Annotated in this window: 18 protein-coding genes; 17 read left to right on the forward strand and 1 reads right to left on the reverse strand. The window is 27.9% G+C overall.

What is annotated here, in order from left to right:
* Positions 1 to 4 precede the first annotated feature (4 nt).
* From OW730_RS07575 to OW730_RS07645, 15 genes are all read left to right on the forward strand, one after another.
* Positions 5 to 2,194: a hypothetical protein gene (locus OW730_RS07575; RefSeq protein WP_271228443.1), complete on the forward strand. Its 2,190-nt coding sequence runs from the start codon at positions 5 to 7 to the stop codon at positions 2,192 to 2,194.
* A gap of 15 nt (positions 2,195 to 2,209) precedes the next feature.
* On the forward strand, positions 2,210 to 2,977 hold the full coding sequence (locus tag OW730_RS07580) for a glycosyltransferase family 2 protein (protein ID WP_271228444.1): 768 nt from the start codon (positions 2,210 to 2,212) through the stop codon (positions 2,975 to 2,977).
* Positions 2,974 to 4,692 carry a DUF2194 domain-containing protein gene (locus OW730_RS07585; protein ID WP_271228445.1) on the forward strand — a complete coding sequence of 573 codons (1,719 nt, stop codon included), beginning with the start codon at positions 2,974 to 2,976 and terminating at the stop codon, positions 4,690 to 4,692. The genes OW730_RS07580 and OW730_RS07585 overlap by 4 nt, the downstream gene beginning before the upstream one ends.
* 24 nt (positions 4,693 to 4,716) lie before the next feature.
* Positions 4,717 to 6,156: a GT4 family glycosyltransferase PelF gene (pelF, locus tag OW730_RS07590; protein WP_333781264.1), complete on the forward strand. Its 1,440-nt coding sequence runs from the start codon at positions 4,717 to 4,719 to the stop codon at positions 6,154 to 6,156.
* Positions 6,157 to 7,593 carry an exopolysaccharide Pel transporter PelG gene (gene pelG, locus OW730_RS07595; protein WP_271228446.1) on the forward strand — a complete coding sequence of 479 codons (1,437 nt, stop codon included), beginning with the start codon at positions 6,157 to 6,159 and terminating at the stop codon, positions 7,591 to 7,593.
* A gap of 49 nt (positions 7,594 to 7,642) precedes the next feature.
* Positions 7,643 to 8,632: a glycosyltransferase family 2 protein gene (locus OW730_RS07600; protein WP_271228447.1), complete on the forward strand. Its 990-nt coding sequence runs from the start codon at positions 7,643 to 7,645 to the stop codon at positions 8,630 to 8,632.
* A 129-nt stretch (positions 8,633 to 8,761) separates the two neighbouring features.
* A complete protein-coding gene (locus OW730_RS07605; protein WP_271228448.1) occupies positions 8,762 to 10,219 on the forward strand; it encodes a lipopolysaccharide biosynthesis protein in 1,458 nt (485 codons plus the stop codon).
* 38 nt (positions 10,220 to 10,257) lie between these two features.
* Positions 10,258 to 11,349, forward strand: coding sequence for an acyltransferase (locus OW730_RS07610; protein WP_271228449.1), 1,092 nt, complete (start codon positions 10,258 to 10,260; stop codon positions 11,347 to 11,349).
* A gap of 97 nt (positions 11,350 to 11,446) precedes the next feature.
* A complete protein-coding gene (locus OW730_RS07615) occupies positions 11,447 to 12,508 on the forward strand; it encodes a glycosyltransferase family 2 protein (protein ID WP_271228450.1) in 1,062 nt (353 codons plus the stop codon).
* A gap of 50 nt (positions 12,509 to 12,558) precedes the next feature.
* Complete coding sequence (locus OW730_RS07620; RefSeq protein WP_271228451.1) at positions 12,559 to 14,097, forward strand: lipopolysaccharide biosynthesis protein; 1,539 nt, start codon at positions 12,559 to 12,561, stop codon at positions 14,095 to 14,097.
* Between the two features lie 25 nt (positions 14,098 to 14,122).
* Positions 14,123 to 14,734 carry a hypothetical protein gene (locus OW730_RS07625; protein ID WP_271228452.1) on the forward strand — a complete coding sequence of 204 codons (612 nt, stop codon included), beginning with the start codon at positions 14,123 to 14,125 and terminating at the stop codon, positions 14,732 to 14,734.
* A 9-nt stretch (positions 14,735 to 14,743) separates the two neighbouring features.
* Positions 14,744 to 15,736 (forward strand): glycosyltransferase family 2 protein, encoded by a 993-nt coding sequence (locus OW730_RS07630; RefSeq protein WP_271228453.1) that lies wholly within the window; start codon positions 14,744 to 14,746, stop codon positions 15,734 to 15,736.
* A gap of 1 nt (position 15,737) precedes the next feature.
* Complete coding sequence (locus OW730_RS07635; RefSeq protein ID WP_271228454.1) at positions 15,738 to 17,084, forward strand: DUF4832 domain-containing protein; 1,347 nt, start codon at positions 15,738 to 15,740, stop codon at positions 17,082 to 17,084.
* A gap of 208 nt (positions 17,085 to 17,292) precedes the next feature.
* On the forward strand, positions 17,293 to 18,438 hold the full coding sequence (locus tag OW730_RS07640) for a sensor histidine kinase (protein ID WP_271228455.1): 1,146 nt from the start codon (positions 17,293 to 17,295) through the stop codon (positions 18,436 to 18,438).
* A gap of 32 nt (positions 18,439 to 18,470) precedes the next feature.
* A complete protein-coding gene (locus OW730_RS07645) occupies positions 18,471 to 20,243 on the forward strand; it encodes a tetratricopeptide repeat protein (RefSeq protein ID WP_271228456.1) in 1,773 nt (590 codons plus the stop codon).
* Positions 20,244 to 20,374: 131 nt separating this feature from the next.
* Here the strand turns inward: OW730_RS07645 and OW730_RS07650 are convergent, their stop codons facing one another.
* Positions 20,375 to 22,411 carry a thioredoxin domain-containing protein gene (locus OW730_RS07650; RefSeq protein WP_271228457.1) on the reverse strand — a complete coding sequence of 679 codons (2,037 nt, stop codon included), beginning with the start codon at positions 22,409 to 22,411 and terminating at the stop codon, positions 20,375 to 20,377.
* Between the two features lie 283 nt (positions 22,412 to 22,694).
* Here OW730_RS07650 and OW730_RS07655 point away from each other — a divergent pair, with 283 nt between their 5' ends.
* Both OW730_RS07655 and OW730_RS07660 read left to right on the forward strand, forming a co-directional pair.
* Complete coding sequence (locus OW730_RS07655; RefSeq protein WP_271228458.1) at positions 22,695 to 23,225, forward strand: DUF1700 domain-containing protein; 531 nt, start codon at positions 22,695 to 22,697, stop codon at positions 23,223 to 23,225.
* Between the two features lie 519 nt (positions 23,226 to 23,744).
* Positions 23,745 to 25,178: a TROVE domain-containing protein gene (locus OW730_RS07660; RefSeq protein WP_271228459.1), complete on the forward strand. Its 1,434-nt coding sequence runs from the start codon at positions 23,745 to 23,747 to the stop codon at positions 25,176 to 25,178.
* The last annotated feature ends 4 nt before the right edge of the window (positions 25,179 to 25,182 follow it).

The raw sequence follows: 25,182 nt of genomic DNA on the forward strand, positions 1-25,182 counted from the left end.
TGAATTGAGTAAGGTTTTTGCTGCTTATTTTATCCTGATTATAATCTTAACATCTTTTATGATTAAGCCTATTGTGAAAAATAAAAGTATCTTTACTAGATTTGTTATATATATGATTGTTGGAAACTTTTATGTGATGAATATTGTTTTTATACTATCATATTTAAATATATTTAACAGGGCGGTTTTAATAATTGCATTATTATTTACAACAGTATTTATCAGGATTATTTTAGATAAAGAAGATGCTAAAAGAATTTATATAGATAGTAAAGAAACTATAAAACATCTCTTAAATGGAGAATATGGAGTAAAGTTATTTTTCTATAGAAAATTTTTAAATATAAGATTAAGTATAAAATCCTTTTGTAATGAAGTATTTAAAGGTAATAAGCTTGAGTGGATTATCTTATTGGCAATAATAGGATATAACATATATTATTTTTATTACAATAGTATTAATTTTGTAAGTTTTGGAGCTCCTGATGAGGAAGTTCATTTGTACTGGATTCAATCTCTTATTGGAGGAAAAATATTTCCAGACGGTGTTTACCCTCATGGATTTCACAATATAGTATCAGCTATAACAGTGGTTTTCGGATTTAAAGCTGTTACAGTTATGAACTCCTTTGGTGTTGTATCAATGGTATTAATTATGACAATGCTGTATTTTGGTCTTAGGAAAATATTGGAAGCTAAGTATGCAGCACTCTTTGGAATTATGGTATATTCAACAGTTAATATTTATGATATTGAGTCAATCTATCGTTTTCAATTTTCCATTCCTCAAGAATATGGAATGATTATGTTGATGCCTATGGCAATATTTTTATTTAGATACTTAGAAGATAAAAAAATAAGTGACTTAGTATTCTTTGGTATGTGTCTTTCTATGACTGTTAGTATACATTTTTATCTAACAATTATTGCATTAGTGTTGTGTTTATCAATAGGGATTGTATATTTATATAGAATTATTAAAAAAAGATTATTAATGAAGTTAATCTTATGTGGTATTTTAAGTGCAGTTGTAGCTATAGCGCCTCTAGCAGTAGGACTTGCTATGGGAAATGAAATGGAACAATCAATGAATTGGGCAGTACGTGTTATACAAGGAAAAGAGTATAGTAGTAATGATGAATCAAATGAACAAAAAAATGAAATTAAAAACGAAATTAAAAATGATGAAAAAGATCAAAACATGGAAGAAATCAAACCTTTATCCAAATGGGAGAGTTTTTTAGTAGATGCAAAACATGATATTAATAAATTTGTGTTTTTAGATTTTAGAGTATTGTATATTTTTTTAAGTCTAATAGCGCTAACAATACTTTATAGTATGCGTTTTGCAATATTTAAAAATAAAAAAGAAGAAAATCTATATCAGTTGACCTTTGCAATTTATGGTTTATTTTTGATTTTTTTAATGCTGTGCAGAGCGTTAAAGATTCCTACTTTGATGGAACCAAAGCGTGTGGCAATTTTCTTTGCGTATCTTTCACCATTTTTTATAGCTATGCCCTTTGAAGTATTATCTGGAACTTTTGGTAAAGGGGAAAATGGAAAAAAATGTTCTATCATAACTTTAATATCAATACCAGTTTGTATTTTTATTATTGTAAATCTTGGATTTTTACGTCCATTACCTCCTTTTTATTATTTTCAGACTAAAGGGGCAATGATAAATGATCTTGATATTATGGAAAAGTTTAATGATCATGAGTGGACAATAGTATCACCTGTAAATGATATAAGTGTTATACAAAATAATGGATATCATTATGAATTAAGTGATTTTATTCTAAAACAAGAAAATTGGAATGAAGATATTGAAATAAGAGTTCCTACAAAATATGTCTTTATCTATATAGAAAAAAGACCTTTAATTTTATATGGATGGAGATTTAATAAGGATGACAAAGGAATAATTAATAGAGATATGGTGACTTATGAGGATGCTCAGGAAACTCTTGAAAGAGGTATGGAAAATAATGAGTACTATAAAGAACATAGAAAAATACTTATGTCAAAAGCTTATTATTGGGCTGAAGAGTATAAGAAATATTTTCCTAAAGAGATGAGTGTATATTATGAGGATGATGAAATTATTGTATATAAAATTGTACAGAATGAGTATGCATTGAACAATTTCTCAATTAATTATGGAGCAAATGAAAAAAGGGATGATAAATAGTTAGGGGTGAGGAACATGATAAAAGAATTGTTAATTATGATACCTGCATATAATGAGGAAGAAAGTATTGAGGGTGTTTTAAATAAAATTTATGAAGCTGGAATTAATGAAATTGGGGATATCTTAGTTATAAATGATGGTTCTAAAGATAATACAGAAAAGGTAGTAAGAGAGTTTAAAGTACCAATTATAAATCAAGTGTGTAATATGGGGTATGGTTCGGCTTTACAAGTAGGCTACAAATATGCTGAAAAAAAGGGCTATGAATATGTTATACAGTTAGATGCAGATGGTCAGCATGATATTTCTAATATAAAGACAATATATGATTGTCTTAAGAATAAGAATCTCATGTTCACTGAAACACCAGATATTGTAATTGGGTCAAGATTTTTAAGTGATAGTAGTACCTTTAAGACATCTAAATTAAAAAATATTGCAATTTCCTTCTTTAGAGTATTAATTAAAATATTCACTAAAAATGATATAACTGATCCTACATCAGGACTACAAGGTCTAAATAGAAGAGCATTTACTTATTATGCAGGTTACGGAAATTTTGATTATAAGTATCCTGACATAAACATGATAATTCAAATGATTATGCAGGGATATAATATTAAGGAAATACCTGCTGTAATGCATGAAAGAGAGAATGGAGAAAGTATGCATTCAGGTTTAATAAAACCTATAAAGTATATGGTTATTATGATCTTAAGTACATTTAATATTATACTAAGGAATAGAAAAAGTCCTCATGGTATTGGAAAAGAGAGAGTATGATGAAGGATCAACACAGAGAGTACAAGGTGAGAAATGAAAATTATTTTGGGGTTGCAGCAATTATAATTTTAGTTTTTATCCTAATGATGACTATAATAAATTTGAACTATTTTATAAGAAGAAATAAACAAAATTTGGAGGCTAAAAGTAAGAATGATTTAATTAAGCTTGAAGAAGAACAAGATGTTGTACGTAAGCCATCTTGTTTAATTGTAACAGGACAAGACAAAAACCATAGCATGGAAATTATTGAAGAAAGCTTGGAAAAAGCTAAAATTGAGTATATCTCAAAAGTAACATTTGAAGACATTGTAGATAATGAATTATTATCAGCCGAAATTATAATAATTAATGGAAGTGAATTTCCTAGTCTGGGAAATGTGGACATGCTTTTGAAATATATAGAAAAAGGTAAACATATAATATTCACTTCAATGCCTGATGTGGATTATATTCAAACAAGTGAGCTAGAAGAAATCATGGGTATAAAGAAAGTAACTCAATCCCAGTATCAAGAAGGAGTAAAATTTTTGCCAGGATTTTTACTAGGAGGATTATTGGAGTTTCCAGAAATATTGTTTAACGAACCAAAAGTAGAGCTGTTATCTACAACGAAGACCTATGTTGCTAGTTCGGAAGAGTCGGCAGTAATCTGGCGTAATATTTATGGTGAAAGTGAGATTTATGTTGTAAATGTGCCTTTTTTCGAATCTAATATAGGGCATGGTATTCTGTCAGCGATTATGGCTCAGATATATCCAGATTATATTTACCCTATTATTAATGCAAAAGTTTTTACTTATTCAGGACTTCCTTATGTGAGTAATGAGAATACTAGTGAACTTAAGGAGATATATAGTAGAAATGCTATGCAACTTCAACAAGATATTATAATCCCAGAAATATTAGGTATAAATAAGAGTAGAGATCTTATTCCTAGTGGCTTTATAACGAATAACTTTAATAATTATTATAATAAAGAAATAGATACATTTACTTTAAAACAGATTAATAATTATGAAAAGAAGATTTATGAATTAGGCGGAGAATTAGGAATGGTCTATTCAGGGGATTTGAGAAAAGATATACAATTATATAAGAAATTATTTAAAGATAAAAATCTAAAATCTATACTCTTAAAGGAGCAAGATTTTGAAGTAATGAGTGAGTTAATAGATAAAGGATATTTAAGCTATATGGACTCTGTTTTAGGTCCAAGAACAGTTAATAACAAAACTTTTGGATATCTTACTGAAAATACAGTATTTATTCCCTTTACTATAAATGGGGTAACTTATACTGACTTAGAGAAACTAGAATTTTATGCTGATATTACAGCCTTTGGTGCTATTGTACAAAATCTTAATTTAGAACAGATCATCTTTCCAGAAGGTGATAAGGATAATTGGATGAACGTATCTAAGAAGTATAAAAAATTTATAGACTCTTATAGAGATAAATTTAATATGATAAAGGCACGTAATATTTCAGACACAGTAGAATCAGTTAAAAAATATTCAAATAACTATCCATCTATAGAATACTTTAAGAATAAGATTGAAATAAGATTTGATAAATGGTATGGTGAATCTTATTTTATTTTGAGAACAACCAAGGAAGTAGAAAGTATTACTGAGGGAACAATTGAAAAGATAGAAGAAGGAGCATATTTAGTTACTGTAGAGAATAAAGAAGTTGATATTAGCCTTAGATAAATTGATTGAGATGAGAAGGTGAGAATGATGAAAGTATGCTTGATAGTAGAAGGGGCATATCCTTATATTACAGGTGGGGTTTCAAGCTGGATACAGCAAATGTTAACAAGATTTAGCGATATTGAATTTGTTATTCAAACACTAGTAGTGGATAGAAATGAAAAAAGAGAGTTCAAGTATAAAATACCAGATAACGTAAGTGAAATTCATGAACTGTATTTGCTTGATGATGATTATATAGATAATAAGAAGAAGAAATTTAAATTAAAGAAAAAAGAGTATGAGGCTTTAGAAAGCTTGTTTTTTGGTACAGAAGTAGATTGGGATGGGGTATTCAAATTTTTTCAAAATACAACAGTTTCTTTAGATAAATTACTCACAAGTAAAGAATTTTTTCAGATGACAAAAAATTATTATAACAAAAACTATGAAAATGCAGTATTCACTGATTTTTTGTGGACAATGAGGTCTATGTATCTACCACTGTTTTTACTTCTTAAGAATAAGCCAGTAAAGGCAGACTTGTATCATTCAATGTCTACAGGATACTCAGGAGTCTTTGGGAGTATGTGTAAATATCTATATAACAAACCCTTGTTAATATCAGAGCATGGAATATATACAAGAGAAAGAGAAGAAGAAATAATAAAGGCTAAATGGGTTAGAGGTCTTTATAAGGATTTATGGATACAACAATTTCATAAATTCTCTAGCTGTTGTTATGATTTTGGAGATGAGGTGACAGCCTTATTTGAAGGAGCTAGAGAGTTCCAAATTGATTTAGGATGTTTAAGAGAGAAGACTAATGTTATTCATAATGGGGTAAATGTATCTGACTTTGAAGTTTTACCCCAAAAGGATGTTAATGACAAGTATATAAATTGTGGGGCAGTCTTAAGGGTTACTCCAATTAAGGATGTAAAAACCATGATCAATGCTTTTTATTTGGCTAAAAAACAGGTGCCTAATTTAAAGTTATGGATTATGGGACCATTAGATGAAAAACCAAAGTATGTTGAGGAATGTAGACAGTTAATAAAGGATTTAGGTGCTGAAGATGTTATATTTACTGGTAGAGTCAATGTAAAAGAATATTTAGGTAAGATGGATTTTACAGTATTAAGTAGTTTAAGTGAAGGGCAACCTCTTGTTATATTAGAAGGATTTGCTGCAAAAAAACCATGTATATCAACAAATGTAGGGGATTGTTTTAGTTTGATTTATGGAGAAAATGATCAATTTGGAGATGCTGGAATTGTAGTGCCAGTTATGAATGTAGAAAAAATGGCAAAGGGAATGGTTTATCTAGCAAAGGAAGAAAAAATAAGAGTACAGATGGGGCTGAATGGATATAACAGAGCAAATAACTTTTATCAAAATGATGATGTATTTCATAAATATTATGATCTTTATAATAAATTAACAGATAAAAGAAGACAAGCTGTTAAAGGTAAGGTGAGATAGATGGCTGGGATAGGTTTTGAATTAAAAAGTATTTTTAAAGAAGATAGTATATCGAGGATTGCTGGAGGTATAGTATACAGTACTTTAGTTACAGTAGGACCCACTGTAATAGTAATTGCTACTATCATGGCACTTTATTTGACTTTAGGATTAGTGTCGGTTCCATATGCTGAAAGAGAGTTATTGTCATCAACAATTCTTTATGTATTTATCTTCTCCCTTTTAACTACATCAGCATTTAATGGAGTAATGTCACGATATATTGCAGATAAAATTTATGAAGAAAAATACGAGGATATTTTACCATCCTTTTATACAGGTATTTTTTTAAATACATTAGTAGGAGCAATTTTTGGTATACCCTTTATATTAAGGGTAATTTTTATAGGTGGAGTAGATCCAATATTTGCTTTCGTATCATATTGCTTTTTCATAGTGATGATTATAACTTTTTATTCAATGATTTATTTATCAGCCACAAAAGATTATAAGATAATTGCTATATATTACACCATTGGAATGATAGTAACCTTTATTTCTGCTAATTTGTTTAATAAATTTGGACTGAGTATAATAGAAGCTATCCTCTATGGACTTACCCTTGGATTTTTAATTATTGCCTTTTTAGAATTTGCATATATGAGAAAGTATTTTAACAGCAATAGTAAAAATTATAAGGACTGCCTACATTATTTTGCAGATCATAAGAAAATATTCTTTTGTAATCTCTTATATACACTAGGACTATATATTCATAATTTTGTTTTTTGGACTCATCCATCACATATTATTGTTGCAAAAAGTTATGTAAGTATGCAGAGTTATGATATGGCATCCTGTCTCGCTATGTTTACTAATATATCAACAATTATAATATTTACAGTTATGGCAGAAACGAACTTCCATAATAAATATCAGAAGTATAATGAAGCGGTTATAGGAAAAACATGGAAGGATATAACTGTAGCTAAAAAAAGTTTGTTTAGATTACTAGTACAACAAGTAAGTCATTTGGCTGGTATGCAAGCTATAATAACAACTACAATATTTTTTATAGCAATTATATTAATGCCTAATTTAGGATTTGGGGGCAGTGTCTTAGCTATATATCCATCTTTAGTATGTGCGTTCTTTGCAATATTTCTTATGTATTGCAACATAATCTATATGTTTTATTTTAATGATAATACAGGTGCAATGTATACAAGTATAATATTCTGTGTTTGTGTTCTATTAGGAAGTATTTTTTCAATAAGGTTATCTGAATCTTTATATGGGTTAGGTGCATTTATTGGAGCTTTCATAGGATGGTCATTTAGCTTTTATAGAATAAAGTATATGGAAAAACATTTTGATGAGCATATTTTCTGCAAAACTAGTATTCTTAGAAAAAAGGTAGGGAAGATGCCTGAATCTAGAGTTTATGTTAGAAAGTAAGGGGTAAAAGGTAAAGATAACATCCATAATGTTTAGGGGAGTAAGGAGTATGAAAATTTCAATTATCGTTCCAGTTTATAATGTGGAATTGTATTTAAGGAAATGTGTGGATTCTATATTGAACCAAACAATAGAAAATCTAGAAATAATTTTAGTGAATGATGGATCTAAAGATAGATCAGGAGCTATTTGTGATGAATATAAGAAAAAAGATCATAGAGTAATTGTAATTCATAAGGAAAATGGGGGACTTTCTTCAGCTAGAAATGCTGGGATAAATGTAGCTACTGGAGAACTTATAGGTTTCATTGATAGTGATGATTGGATAGAACCAGATTATTATGAAATTTTGTATGATGGAATTATAAAAAACAATGCTGATATTTCAGTTATGCATTTAACAAAAGTTACTAACCATGAGAAAATTGAATTTGAAACTATGGGAAAAAAAGAATGGGTGAACTTTACCCGTCATAATGCAATGGAAAGGTTTTTTGGTGATAATTTTATTGGATATTCAGCATGTAATAAGCTATATAGAAGGAAGCTTTTTGAAGGGATAAGATATCCAGAAGGAATGATAATGGAAGATAAGGCGACTACTTATAAACTTATTCATAAAGCTAATTCAGTTGTTGTTAATTTATCATGTAAATATCACTATTATCTTAGAAATGACAGTATTATGCAATCAAATTTTAATAGGAAAAAATTTGATTCTCTTGAAATCCATATAGAGCAAATTGAATTTGTTGATAGATATTATCCAGAATTTAAGGGGCTGATACGTGGAAGATTTGCTTATGAAGCCTTTAGATTATTACTTATGATGATAAAGAGTAATTATAGTGAAAAATCGGATTTTAATAGATGTCAAAAAATTATTAAAGATAATATAAGATATGTTATGAAGGAAAAAAGAATGGGTGTACATCATAAAATTTATATTTTAATAGCTTACCTTTTTCCATATGCACCTTTTATATTAGCAAAAAGTAAACTCTCTTCAAAGATATTAAAAAAAATGAAAATAGCATAATTCATATGAAGGTGAAAAGTTAAATAGAAAGTTGGGTTGTAGATGAATACTCAGTCGAGAAAAATTAACTCAATAAGAAATATAATTGTGGGAGTTATTAATCAAGTTTCAATTCTAATCTTAAATATAGTGGCAACAAAAGTGTTTATTAGTGAATTAGGAACTGAGTTTTTAGGTATTAATGGATTGTTTTCGAATTTTTTTGTTTTATTATCATTCGCAGAATTTAGTATAGGTACAGTTATGGTGTATAGCTTGTATGAACCAATAGCAATGGGAGATACCAAAAAGATTGCTACTATACACAGTTTTTTTAGAAAAATATATATGCTCATGTCTTTAATCATTGCTTTTGTTGGGACATTACTTATTCCATTGCTTAAATTTATTGTAAACACTGAAGTAGCTATAAATAATATAGTATTATATTATTTATTATTTTTGATAAGCATGGTTATTTCTAATATGATTGCATATAAATCTAATTTGATAATTGCAGACCAAAAGAGATATATAGTAGGATTATATAGATTTTTCTTTAATGTAATTGCTGTTATACTTCAGATTATTTATCTTATAGCTACAGCAAATTTTACTCACTATTTAATAATAGCTTTAGTAAAAAACGTGATGTATAGCTTTTTTGTATCAAGAAAGGCCAAAAGGTTATATCCTTTTATTAGTAATGAAGATAATCATACAAACATAAATAAAAAAGAAAAGAAACAAATGCTTAATAAAATCAAAGAAGTTTTTGTTTATAATTTTGCAAATTCAGTACATACTGGAACAGATAATATAATAATTTCAATGATTGTTGGAACAGTATGGGTAGGATATTATTCAAATTATTATGCAATAATTGCTGGAGTTATGGGTTTAGTTGATGCTGTTTACACCGCTATATCCGCTAGTGTTGGGAATCTCATTGTTAAAGAAAATGTTGAAAATCAGTACAAGCTATTTAAAATAACAGAATTAATAAATTTCTGGATTGCAGGGTTCACAACAACTTGTCTATATATTTTATTACAAGATTTTATTATCTTATGGATTGGTGAAAAGTATTTGCTTGATTGGAGTATATTAATTATCTTAGTATTAAACTATTATATATTTTGCATCAGGAATACTATAAGAGTTTTCAGATTAGCTGCGGGTATGTTTGAAAAAGTAAAAATAGTTGTATCTATTGCAGCTGTTATAAATATAGTTTTATCCATAGTATTGGGGACTAGGTATGGGGTATTTGGTATTTTACTAGCAACTACAATTACCGCGTTATCAACTTATTATTGGTATGAGGCAAAATTATTAATGGAAAATAAATTTGGATGTTCTGTAAAGATATATTTTAAAGGGCAAATTAAAAGTTTTTCATTAACTATAATAAGTGTATTTATAACGTCACTATGCGTCAGTATAATTAATGAGGTTACAATTAGTACCTTTATAATCAAAATGGCAATATGTTTAGTTGTGCCAAACATAATTTACTTCTTTGTCTTAATTAGAGAAGAGGAAGTTAAACAGGTATTTATGATGTTTATCAGAAATTATAAAGGCTTAGTAAATAGAAGAACATAAGGAGCTTAATAAGTATTTTTGTTTTGGAGGATTTTACTATGGAGGAATGTATCAAAAAAAGATATGAATTTATCGACTTGTTAAAGGCAATTGCCATTTTTTTCGTTGTTATTTATCACTACAATAATTTATCAATAAATTTCTTAGAAACTCAAAAGCAAGTTTCATATTTAAATTATTTTTTTAAATCAATTTTTAGCACTTGTGTTCCAATTTTTTTCTTTCTAAATGGTGCTTTGCTTTTAAATAAAAACTTTAATTTAAAAAAACATATCTATAAATTAATAACTATTATTTTTATAACAGTAATTTGGGGAATTATAACTTTACTTATTTTAATGCCAATAAAAAATGAATATATGTCTCTATTTGAGTTTGTAAAAAGTTTAGTGACCTGGAAGCCACACTGGATTAATCATCTATGGTTTTTGCAAGCACTGGTAGTTATTTATATTTTTTTCCCGTTAATTAAAAAGACATATGACAGTGAAGTTAATAATCTGTATTTTTTTCTAATAATTGCTTTTATAATGACTTTTGGAAATGTCTTTTTATCAAATTGTGCTAATGTTTTAGAATTTATAATAGGTAAAAACTATTTAAGAGGGAATATCAACTTTTTCGATGAGTTTAATGCATTTAGAGGTATATATGGATATTCAATTGTCTACTTTATTTTAGGTGGATTATTTTTTAAATATAAAGAAAAATTTCATGAAAAGAAATGGGTAATAAGATCAATTTCAACAATTGTTATTTCTATGGTGATTCTAACATTGTACGGTGTGTTAATGTCAAAAAGTAATGGTGAAATTTACGATATTGTATGGTATGGATATGATACAATACCAACATTATTTATGGTAATTGCCCTATATATTTTAGCTTTAAAATATAAAGGAAATCATAAAGTTTTTAAGTTAATCAATATTACAGGTAAAAATTCTCTTGGTATTTATTTTATGCATATGTTCTGGGGGAGTCTATTTATAAAATACTTTGAAAGATTTCCTTACTCTCATAATATTATAACTAATCTATTGTTTGCATTATTTGTTCTTTTGATATCTTTATTATCAGTTTTGTTATTAAAGAAAATTCCAGTTGTGAAGAAATTGTTTGTTCTTTAATTAAAAATTATAATTTAGATAACAATACATTTAATCTATTTGAATAAATCAACTTTTAACGTGGAATCTCTATATTCTAAGATTTTGGAGGAAAGGTATGAAGGTAAGTATTATAATACCAATATATAAAGCAGAGAAATATTTAGAGAGATGTTTAGATAGTTTATTGAGGCAGACATATAAGGAGATTGAAATCATTTTAGTAGATGATGGATCACCAGATAGCTGCCCATTGATTTGTGATAATTACAAGAAAAAAGATGGTAGAATTAAAGTGATTCACAGTGAAAATTATGGCCAGAGTGTTGCAAGAAACAAGGGAATGGAATTAGCCTCAGGGGAATATATTTCTTTCGTAGATGCAGATGATGTTTTAGTGGAAGATGCTATAGAAAGATTGATAACTATTGCAGAAAAAGAAAGATTCGATATTGTTAGCGGAAATTACTTCAGGGTAGATAAGGAAATTAAAGTATCATCAAATGCGTATAGTTCAGGTGAAATAGATAAATATGGGTGTAAAGAAAAAAAGAAGAGATATAATTTATTTAAGACATCAAGCTCCTTTGGTTATGTATGGGGGAAGCTGTATAGAAGTTCATTTATAAATAAACATAATCTAAGGTTTGATACAGCAAAAAAAGTTTTTATGGAGGATTCTTTGTTTAACTTGAAAGCTTTTTCATTTAACCCTAAGTATTATGTATTAAATGAGCCTATATATTACTATTATATTTATGAAGCATCTACATCTAATAAAAATGAAGATGTAACTGAGAAGGCTTTAAAGATGATAGATGATTATGATAATTTCTTAATAGTTGAGCATAAATACGAAGAAAATATAGATTTATTTGTACCTCTAGGAGCACGTGTATTTTGCTGGACTATTTTTAAAAAGATACTTTCAGAGGGGATGTCCTTCAATAATATATATAGTACAATTATTGAGTTTGCAAACAATAAGTCTATAATACGTTTGTTTTCACATAAAAGAGCCCTTAAAGTATTATTAAAGCTACCCAGTTTTTTAGAAATAATCTTCTATAGTGTGTGCATTATAGCTTTTAGATTAAAGCTATATAAGCTCATATCATTAATCTTCATATGCATATATCCTTTAGCTAAAGTATATATAAACAGGACTGTAAAAAGTTAAATATAGAGATTCCAGTACTTTGGAATGTCTACAGAAAGTTGGATTAGTAGATGAATACGCAATCAAGAGAAGTTAACTCTATAAGAAATTTCGTAGTGGGAGCTATAAGTCAGTTTTTCTTTCTATTCTTAAATCTAGTAACGAAGACAGTGTTCATTAAGACTTTAGGAACAGAGTTTTTAGGTATTAATGGATTATTTACTAATATATTTGTCCTATTATCATTTGCAGAATTCGGTATAGGGTCGGTTATGGTATATAGCTTATATGATCCAATAAGTAAGGAAGATACAGAGAAAATAACTGCTATTTATAGATTTTTTAAGAATATATATATTATAATGTCGGTAATTATGATGTTCATAGGAGTATTAATAATTCCTATACTTAAATTTATGGTAAACACAGAAATAGCACTAACTAATATATCTGTATATTATATATTGTTTTTAATTAGCATTACTATTTCTAATATGTATATATATAAAGCACATCTAATATTAGCAGATCAAAAAAAATATATAGTATCCTTATATCAATTTATATTTGAGTGTATTGCACTGATACTTCAAATTATTTTTCTTTTACTAACGGAAGATTATACTCATTATTTAATCATCTTTCTTGGAAAAAATATATTGTATAGTTTTTTTATAGGTAGAAAGGTGAATAGATTATATTCTTTTTTAAAGGATAATACTATAAATAACATTTTAGATATAAAAGAAAAACAGAAGATAATGAACAAGATTGGTGAGGTTTTTATTTATAGATTTGCTAGATCATTACTTACTGGGACAGATAATATATTAATTTCAATATTAGTTGGAACTGTATGGGTAGGATATTACTCAAATTATGACTTGATAATTGTTGGAGTTTTAAGCTTAGTAACTACATTTTATTCAGGTATCTCAGCTAGTGTTGGAAATCTTATTGCTAAAGAAAGGGTTGAAAATCAGTATAAGATATTTAATATTATACAGGTAATAAATTGCTGGATTTCAGGTTTCACAACAACTTGTTTATATATTTTGTTCCAAGACTTTATTACTTTATGGATTGGTAAAGAATATTTACTTCATTGGAAAATAGTAATTGTAATAGTGTTTAACTATTATCTAATTTGTACTAGAAATTCTATAAAGGTATTTAGAATGGCTTCAGGAATGTTTGAAAAGGTTAAGTATATTATGAGTATTGCTGCAATCCTAAATATATTTTTATCAATATTAATGGGTAAATTATTTGGTTTGTTTGGTATTTTGTTAGCTACTTCAATTACTGCTTTATCAACTTACTATTGGTATGAAGCAAAATTATTAATGGAAAGTAAATTTGGATGTTCTCTTAAGATATACTTGAAAGGTCAAATAAAAGGATTTTCTTTAACTATAATAAGCATATTCATAACATCCTTATTTGTTAGTCTCATTAATGAAGTTACAATTAGTACCTTTATAATTAAAGTAGCCATATGTTTAGTTATTCCAAATGTATTTTATTTCATTGCTTTAAAGAGAGAAGAAGAGTTTCAAGTTATATCTACGATTATTGTTAGAACTTACAAAAAAATTATAAATAGATGATTAATAAAAAAATGGAGGTGAAATAATGAGCAATATTGTATGGATATTGGGGAGTAGTGCAGTGGGAAAAGAAACCTTTATTAGAAAAATGATAGGAAATAATGATTTAAAGATAATAGAAAAATTAGGTTGGAAGAATAAAGAGATTAACTTTATTGAAGAATCTATAAAATATATAGGGCAATATAGAAATGATCCTATTATTTATAGAAGAGATGAAATACTGGATAGAGTAGTTGAGAAGGTAGAAGGAAATAATGATAAAGTTATTCTGATAAAAGGACAAGTTGTTGATTTAAAAAATAAAAGATTAAATAAACTTAGAGAGCTATTGCCAGAACATAGACATGAAATATTGTTCTTACATGCAGACTTAAATATACTATATGAAAGATGTAAAAGTAAAAATTGGTGGAATAAAAAAGACGGAATAGAAGTTGTGAGGAAATGGTTAGTTAATCACCAGATAAAAAGAATTAATAAATTAGATGATTTTCCTATTAGAGCTGTTGATACTGGTGGCGATGAGTACAAATTAATAATGTATCCTCCAAGGATAGAAGAAGAGTTTAAAGTTGATAGTTTTATAAATAAAGTTAAGAAGAAGTACCAGAAAACTAAGAAAACTTATAGATAGGTGAATAATATGAGTGAAATAAGCATTGTTGTCCCAGTATATAATGTAGAGAGATATTTAAGGAAATGTATTTCTTCTATTTTAGAACAATCATTTAAGGATTTTGAATTGATTTTAGTAGATGATGGTTCAACAGATAATAGTGGAAGAATATGTGACGAATATAAGGAAAAAGATTCAAGAATAAAAGTGATTCATCAAGAAAATTCAGGCTTATCTGCTGCTAGAAATATTGGAATACAAACCTCAGAAGGAAAGTATATAACATTTATAGATAGTGATGACTTTATACATCCAAATATGTTAGAAGTGTTATATAATAATTTGCATACAAATAAAGCTGATATTTCAATATGTGATTATAATATAGTGTATGAAGATAAGGAAGTAACTAAAGAATTTAGTAACAACAATACCAAGGTATACTCTAATATTGAAGCAGTAAAAAAAATAGTTGAGAAAAGCAAAGCAAGTATGATTGTTGCTTGTGGTAAATTATATAGAAGAAATTTATTCTGTGATATAAGATATCCAGTTGGAAAGTATCATGAAGATGAGTTTGTAACTTATAAGTTATTGTATAAATCAACTAAAGTTGTGGTAACAGATGCAAAGTTATATTATTATCTTCAACGGTCAAATAGTATTACTGGAAGCACTTATAGTATTAAAAGGCTGGAAAAACTAGAAGCATTAGAAGAAGGTATTAAGTTTTTTAAAAATGAAGAGAATAATGAGTTGACTTATCTAGCAGAATTCAGATATCTATTTAATATACAAATTGCCTATTATAGAGTTAAATATGAAATGAATTATAATAAAGAAATTATGGATAAGTTGAAAATTCAATATAATCAGAAATTTAGAGAATTTACTGGAGGAAATATAAAAAATATCTCAATAATTAGAAGGATGTTATTAAGAGTTTTTTATATCTTTCCTAATATATATTGTGGTTTAGTTAGAGCATATAGATATCTCACAAAGTTTAGAGGAGAATAAAATGAGGAAGCCTATGAGTTTATTATTTATTTTATTGTTATTAATAATTGCAGTATCAGGTATCATTATGTATTTTTATATACCAAAAAGTACTTTAGCTTTTAAAGATAGTAATAAAGAATTACTTAATCCTGGAAGAGGGTTTTATGTTCAAATTTATAGTCATGAAGAAGAAAGATTTGAAGAATTAAAGAATGAAAATGCTAAAATAGCGCTATGTGCATATAATATTAAAAAATACCTAAATATTAAAATTACTGAGGAAAAATTAAATGAGTTGGAAAAATTCTTAAATGAAGCGCGAAAGAATGATATGCAAATTGTGTTTAGAGCTGCATATGGATTTAATCCAAAGTACACAGACCCTGACTCTATAGAGAATATTATTACTCATATAAAGCAAATAGCACCTGTTCTAAATGCAAATAAAGATGTTATTTTGAGCGTTCAGGCTGGATTCATAGGTCCATGGGGAGAGTGGCATAGTAGTAAGTTTTTCACTGGAGATGAAGAGGAAGTTAAGTTAAGAAACGAAATATTATCAGTATTACTTGATAATTTGAATCATGATATAGTTGTCAATGTGCGACGACCAAGATTTATAAGAGATGCAGCAGATGCTGGCATTGATATAGCGAGAATAGGGTTACATAATGATGCATTATTGTCTACTAATAATGATATGGGAACTTATGATGATTTAGACTACACTAGAGAAGATGAGTTGGAATGGGCTAAAGTGAATATTTTACATGGAGTTAATGGTGGAGAAATGCCATTGGTCAGTGAATATTCCAGTATCAATAATGCCGTTAAGGAGATGGAAAGTCTACATATAACATATTTGAATAGTAGATATAATAAAGAAGTATTAGAACAGTGGAAAACTGTAGAATACAAAGGGCAGAATGGTTTTGAATATATAAAGAATCATTTAGGATATAGATTATGGTTAGGTGAAGTTGAATTATCTTCATATATAAAACCTCATAGAGACTTTAGTTTAAGAGCAGTTATACATAATTCTGGGTTTGCTCCTATAGATAATGGTAATGAATTATTTTTAGTTATAAAAAAAGGTGAAGAGATAATATATGAATCTATATTAGAAGGGAAACTTTCTACAATAAGTAATGGAGAAGGAAAAGAATTTTTAATTAAGACTCATATAGATGATTTATTTGAAGCAGATAATAATGAAGATATACTACTTGGAATTTATATAGCTAACTCTGATAATAATGGTTACATTGAATTAGCAAATACAGATTTAATATATAAAGATAATGTATATTATTTTGCTAAATATAAGTTTGATAATAAGAAATATGTATTAGATAAAAATTAAGAAATTCTAAAGACAGAAAACAGAGTGAAAACAATATATCGTAATTTTGTCAACAAACTCAGTATTGAAGGGATTCAATACTGAGTTTGTTATTTATTAATATGTAAAAGTTATACTATGAAGGGTTTTGACATTTTTTGACGAATATATTAATTATAAGTAGGATTTGAATCTTTTTTAAGATGAAAATCATTAAAGAGGTATACATATGAAAAAAAGTAAAACTATTTACATAGCATTGATAACATCAATTGTAAGTTTAATCGTATCATTTATAATTGTTTTTTATTTTGATGGGAAGATAAAAACTCTAATTAATAATCAAAACAGTTTTGAAATGGCTAGAGTTTTTGGACTATTTAGAAGTGTTTCTATAGTCTTAATGATTATGGGAATAATCATATCGGTTTTATTATTTATATTAGTTATAAAAATATTAAGTAAAAAGAGTAACTCAAATAGTAACAATGAAAACTTACTAGATAAAGAATGTGAATTAAATAATAAAAATTTAGAACTTAATAATAAAGCTAAGGAATTAGAGGAAAAGGAAAAAGAATTAGAGTATGATAAGCTTAAAACCGAATTTTTTGCAAATTTATCACATGAATTTAAAACACCATTAAATGTTTTAATGGGATCAATGCAGCTTGTGGAACTATATGCTTCAAATGGAACAATAATAGATTCACAGCTGAAGCTTGATAAATATATGAAAACCATGAAGAAAAATGCTTTTAGGTTATTGAGACTTATCAATAATATTATAGATTTGACTAAAATTGATTCAAGTTATTTTCATTTAGAGCTTCATAATTATGATATTGTAAAAATTGTTGAAGGTGTAATTGAATCCATAAACATTAACGCTAAAATAAAATCAGTTAACATAACTTTAAAAAAGGAAGTTGAAGAAAAAATAATTGCCTGTGATGCAGAAAAAATTGAAAGAATATTATTAAACATTTTGTCTAATGCACTAAAATTCACAGATGAGAATGGAAAAATTGAAGTTGAAATAGGTGATAAGGATGAGAATGTATATATATCAGTTAAGGATGATGGTATAGGAATACACGAAGAACAATTGGAACTTATTTTTCAAAGGTTCAGGCAAGTGGATAAATCATTTACTAGGAATAGAGAAGGAAGCGGCATAGGATTGTCATTAGTAAAAGCTTTGGTTGAAATGCATAATGGAAAAATCATAGTAGACAGTGAGTATGGAAAAGGTACTAACTTTATAGTCCAGATTCCAGTGATTATATTAGAAGAAGAACTGCCAAAAGAAATGTACTCTAATTTTGAAGATGGAAGACTTGAGAGATTAAGAATCGAACTTTCTGATTTGTAAAAAAGAAATATACTAAGGAGGGGTGTGACAGAATGATAAATAATTGTGAAGAAGGAACGAAACAATTACTTAAAGATAGTGAAAAAGAGAGTAAAATAAATTATTTCATTGAGATAGCAAAAAAATTTGAACAAGAAAATAATAGAGAATCTGCAATAGAGAATATTAAAAAAGCACTAAATATATTTAATGTAAGTGATAAGGATGATAGAATAGTTGAATTTAACATTAAGATTGGGGACTTGTATCAGATAAATGGAGATTTGGATAATAGTTTAAAGTATTTTCAAAAGGCATATGAAATAGCAGTACTTCTAGAAAATAAAAAACTTCAAATTGATGTATTGATTAAAATTGCAGAACTTTATTTCAGTAAAAGTGAATTAGAAAAAAGCACAGAGTATGCAGACATGGTTGAAGAACTTCTTAAAGAGGTAGATTATACTCAAGGGAAATTGGACCTTAGTATGTATTGGCTTAAAATATATTATTTAAAAAACCAATATATAAAAGCAAGAGAAATAGGGAATCAAGCACTGAAACTTTGTGGAGATAAGTATATTATTTATAAAGGAAGAATTCTAAACGCTTTATCAAAACTTACTTCAAGTATAACCAGTGTAGAAGAGCAGATAGAGTTATTGCATCAATCACTAGAGTGTTTTAAAGAAGTGAATTTCACTAGAGGGATACTAGGGGTTACCAATAATATTGGAGTTGTTTACTCTGAAAAAATGCAGAATCAAGAAAAAGCATTGGAATATTTATTGGATTTAATAAAACTAAGTGAAGAGTATGGATATGAAGAATTTCAGATGTTTGGAAACAGTAATATTGGAGAAGTTTATTTAAGAAGCTGCAGATATGAAGAGGCTCTTTATTATGGTAAGGAGGCTATGGAGAAAGCTAAAAAAATACATATGCAGAATTATTTATTTTATGAATATGTATTTTTAATCAATGTATATTTAAAAATGAAAAACTACCCTAAAGCTTATGAGTATTTTAAAATATCTACAGAGGAACTTAAAGTTTATCCTAATCAAGGGTTATTTTCAGCATGGTATTATAGAGCTACAGCAAATTTATTTCTAGAATTCGGGGATATTAATCAAGCTAAGAAAAATATTAAACAAGCTTTAACTATATTAGGCAATGATGAAACCATAGGGAAATGGGACACTGGAATTGTTTTTGAGTTCATAAAGCTTAAGGAAGCAAAAAATAAAAGGGAGATATTAAATTCCATACAAGCAATTAAATATATGCTATCAAAATATACAAGCAGTGATATAATACTGAACATAGTATATGAGGTTGCTTTAGAGATGATTTGTAGTGGAAATAAAGAAATTGCTCTTAAGCTAATAGATGATTATAAATACTTAAAAATAGAACAAGAACATATAAGAATAAAAAAAATATATATAGATTATATAACCTGTGAATGTAATGAACATAAAAATATAGAAAAACTTATGGAAGCTTATGAGATATCTATGAAAATTAAAGATAAAAAGATTCATAGAATGGTATGCAGTAGTTTAGGAGATTATTATTTTGAAGAGAAAAATTACTCCAAAGCTATGGAATATTATAATGATGCTTGTGAGGAGATTAAAGATACAATACTCTCTGTACCAGAAGAATTTAGAATACAGTTTTTCAATTTTCATAACCTGATAAAATATTATAAAAGATATATTATGATAAAACAGAATATTTATAAAAAGGGTAATGATGATTTCTGCAAGTATGAGGTTATCAAAAATCATGATGAGTTAATGGATGTTTTGAATATGTAAAATGTTTAATATGAAACTGCTAATAGACGGTTGTTTATTAGCAGTTTTTTATGTGGAATAAATTATAAGTAAATTATATTTATCTTTAACCTAGCATATTCTTTTCCATAGCATTTTAAAATTATTAAATTTTATTCACTTAAAATTTTCTCTAGTTCATCCGCACATGTAATAGGCTTCTGACATGAATAGTTCTTACAAACATAAGCTGTTGTTTTACAATCTATTTGAGTTTTATCACTCAACATAGGGCATAGATATTTAAGTTTTTCATCACCATCATTTACTAAAACAATTCTAAATGGATCATAAGTTTTATTACATACTCTGAGCATATTTTGGATATCTTCATTCTCTACATCTCCACACAAGATAATTTGAGAACCAGGAGTATTTTTTGTCATCAAAGAAGAAGCATAAAAAGTATAGGCTGTAGGAGCTTCTTCTGCTTTACCTCCAAAGGCTTTAAAAAATTCCTCTGATATATCTAAATATTTATCAATTCCTGTTATTTTATATAGCTGTAGCAGTGTGTATACTGCAGCGCTATTTCCAGACGGTATAGCACCATCATATAGTTCTTTAGGTCTTACTATAAGTTCTTCACTATCTTTTCCATACAGGAAGAAACCGTGGCTATCTTCATCCCAGAAAAGTTCAAGCATTTTATCTGTTAATGTAATAGCCTTTTCCAGATAAAGAGTTTTAAAGTTTGAGAGATAAAGCTCGATTAATCCCCATATAAAGAAGCTGTAGTCATCTAGTATGCCTAAATTAATAGTCTCTTCATTTCTGTATCTTGCAAAAAGTCTTCCTTCATGATTTGATAAATTATCTAGTATAAATTTTGCTGCTTTTTCAGCCTGAATTACATAATCCTTATTGTGAAATACTCTTCCAGCATGTGCAAGAGAAGCAATCATTAGCCCATTCCATGAAGTTAAGATTTTATCATCCTTAAAAGGATGAACTCTCTTTGCTCTAAATCTATAAAGCTTTTCTCTTAAATTATCTATCTCATGATTAGTGAGTTCTGACATTGTGCTGTTGATAAGGTTAGGAATATTCTTTCCTTCAAAATTACCTTTTTCAGTTATATCATAAAGCTTGCAATATCTTTCACCATCTTCTTCACCTAAAGCACTTTTAACCTCATCAGGAGAAAAAACATAAAACTTTCCTTCAACACCTTCAGAGTCTGCATCTTCGGCAGAATAGAAACCTCCATCAGGAGAAGTCATATCTCTAAGAATATAGGTGAAGATATCCTCAGTAAATTTCTTGTAAAGAGGATCTTTAGTTGCTTCATATGCCTCACAATATGTATAGGATAAAAGGGCATTATCATAGAGCATTTTTTCAAAGTGAGGTACCAGCCATTTTTCATCTACTGAATATCTTGAGAATCCAAAGCCTATATGATCATAAATTCCACCTCTATACATTGACTCAAGAGTCTTTTCTACGTGTTTTAGCAGATTCTCATTATTACTTTTTTTCCAATACCTTAATAAAAATAAAAGATTGTGTGGAGCAGGGAATTTCGGCTTATCACCAAAGCCGCCATATTTAAAGTCAGCTATAGTATATAGATTCCTCATAACTGAATCTATAAATTTATCTTCATCAACAGCTTTAATATCTAGCTTTTCACTTCTTCTTAAAGCATCCTGTGCGCTATTACCTGCATTTAAAACCTCTTCCTTTTTAAATTCCCAAGTTTCCTTAATAGACTCAAGTAATTCTACAAATCCAGCAAGGCCGTACTTACTGTGCTTAGGAATATAAGTTGCTGCAAAGAAAGGTTTTTTATCAGGGGTCATAAGTATTGAAAGAGGCCAACCGCCGCTTCCAGAATATGCTTGACAGAACTTCATATATACACTGTCTATATCTGGTCTTTCTTCACGATCAACTTTAATACTTATATAATTTTTATTTAATATCTCAGCTACTTCTTCATCTTCAAAGGACTCTTTCTCCATAACATGACACCAATGACATGTGCTATAGCCAATACTTAAAAAAATCGGCTTGTCTTCCTGCTGTGCCTTTACAAAAGCTTCTTCACACCATGGATACCAGTTTACTGGATTATGGGCATGCTGTAACAAATAAGGAGAATTTTCATGAATTAATTTATTAACATGCTCTACTGCAATTGTCATATCATTACCTTCCTTCTAACTATTTTCAATATAGTTTATCACTTTAGAAGATGTACTATTCATACAATTAATATATAACTTACAAATCCATAGTTGATGTTTATTAGATTACTTAAATTTAGATTACAATAAATAATTAAAAAAATGTGAACTTATAATACAATAGCTTGTGAAAAGAAATACTATATTATACAATTATTTACATATGAGTTAAGTAAATGGGGTAATGGAGTGATTACGTAATTAAGACTCAGTATTATGGAATTAAGGGGGGAGAGTAATAATGGATAGAAATACTTTCATCGAAAAATTTGATGAAAACTTAAAAAGGTTACCAAAGAATCAAAGAGAAGATATAGTAATGGAAATTGAACATCATATTAGTAATGCAGTATCTGCAGGTGAAAAGGAAAGTGTTGTACTTGCAAAAATGGGAGATCCTAAAGTGTTAGCTAAAACATATATAGGTGACTATTATATTCAAAATAATAATACTTTTAAAGCTATACCATTTTTCATTTTTACAGGTTTCACTAGTATTTTTGTAGTTCCTGTTTTAGGGGCTATCTCAATAGGTTTTGGGTTAGCATCAATATTAACAATTATTGCAAGTATACTGCGAACCTTTGGTATTGGTGAGTCAATGATTCATATGTCTTATTGGGCTGGAAAGCAAGTGCCATTGAGTATGAGCCTTCTCTATGGTGCACCAATTGCAATTATTTTAGCAATAGTAGCATTCTATAGTTGGAAGGGTCTTCGTAAATATTTTAGGTTCATAGTAGCAAGCTATCATAGAAATATAAAATCTTAATAGATCATTTAAGAGCAAATTCAACATAACTTGAATTTGCTTTTTTTCATGCTCTTTTATTTCTTAATTAGGTTAATATTGCAAAGTTTTTGTCTGTAAAATCATAACTAATAAAACTATAATTAGTATTGTAAGGAGAAAGAAATAATCAATAGGGCAGTGGAGAAAAGTGTTACTTCGATCAGACTGAAATTAAACACTTTTCGATTTCCTCCCTATTCTTTAATCTTTATTATTTAGATAATTAATATAGAGCAGTGTATATTTAAGTTACTTCGATTATAAAATTAAGGATTGTTAGTTAGAGTTTTACTTTATACTAAATATTAGTACAAAGTAAGACTGATAGAACACTAAAAATTACAAAGTGTTCTAATACTTAAATAGCTTTTCTCTCTATATTGATTATTTTAAAGCCGACCTATAGGGCAGTGCAGAAAAGTGTTACTTCAAATTGAGAATAAAAACACACTTTTCGCTTTTCTCCCTATTTTTATTTTTTACCATGGAGGTGGTTAGATGAGTAAATTTAATTCTAATAAGAGTGGAACTTTAAAAATGAATAGATCAGGGCATCTTGCCTATAGTATGGATATAAAAGATAGATTAATTATGGCAATATTAACAAGTTTCTTTAATGAGAGCAAGTTTTATGGAGATAACTCAGAAGAAATATTAGAAGATATAAGAAAGATGATTAAAAAGGATGCTAAGTTTGTGGCTAACCTTGCAATATATGCTAGAAAAGAAATGTATCTAAGAAGTATTTCACATGTACTTATAGGAGAACTTGCACAGTCAGAGGAAGGAAAGCAGTATGTGAGAAGAGCAATAACAGAAGTTGTTCAGAGAGTAGATGATATGACTGAGATAGTAAGCTATACTTTAAGTAATTATGGTAAGCCTATTCCTAATTCCATGAAAAAAGGAATAGCTGATGCATTTATCACTTTTGATGAGTATTCACTTGCTAAGTATAATAGAAAAAAAGATGTAAGATTAAAGGATCTATTATGCCTTACTCATCCAAAGGCTAAAACAGAAGAACAGAACCATATGTTCAAAAGAGTTTTAGAGGATAAGTTAAAAACACTAGTAACCTGGGAAGTGGAACTATCAACTAAAGGAAATAATAAAGAGACATGGGAAGAGTTGATAGCTGAAAAAAGATTAGGTTATATGGCTGCTTTACGTAATCTTAGGAATATAATTAAAGCTCAGCCAAATAATTTAGAAGATATATATAATTTCTTAAGTGATGAAAACAGAGTTAGAAAAAGTAAACAGCTACCTTTCAGATATTATTCAGCATATAATGTTTTGAGAAATGAAGGACTTGGAACATCAAAGGTGTATGATACTCTAGAGAAGGCTATAGAGTATTCTACAAAGAATATTGAAACACTAAAAGGGAAAACTATGATTTCAGCAGATGTATCTGGTTCAATGAGTTGCTGCATGAGTGGAAAAAGTGATATTTCATGCGCTGAGATTGCTGTACTAATGATGGCAATTGCAAATCATATTTGTGAAGAAACAATTACAACTACCTTTGATACACATCTATACTCAAATCCTATTTCAACTCGTAATGGAATAATAGCAAATGCAAATTCAATTCCCATAAACGGTGGTGGAACAAATATAACACTACCTATAAGATATCTCCTTGATAATAATATTTTTGTAGACAGAATAATAATTCTTTCAGATAATGAAATTAATAGTGGATATAATACATGTCAATATTATGTTGAACAATACAAAAAGAAGGTTAATCCAGATGTGTGGATTCATGCTATAGATTTACAAGGATATGGAACACAGCAGTTCCATGGAGAGAAAGTCAATATAATAGCTGGATGGAATGAAAAAGTGTTGGAATTTATACACAAAGCGGAGAAGGGAACAGAAAGTTTAAAAGAGAAGATAGAAAAGTATCACTTTGAATAATGGA

The sequence above is a fragment of the Oceanirhabdus sp. W0125-5 genome (genome assembly GCF_027938815.1).
In the GTDB taxonomy this organism is placed as follows: Bacteria; Bacillota; Clostridia; order Clostridiales; family Clostridiaceae; genus Oceanirhabdus.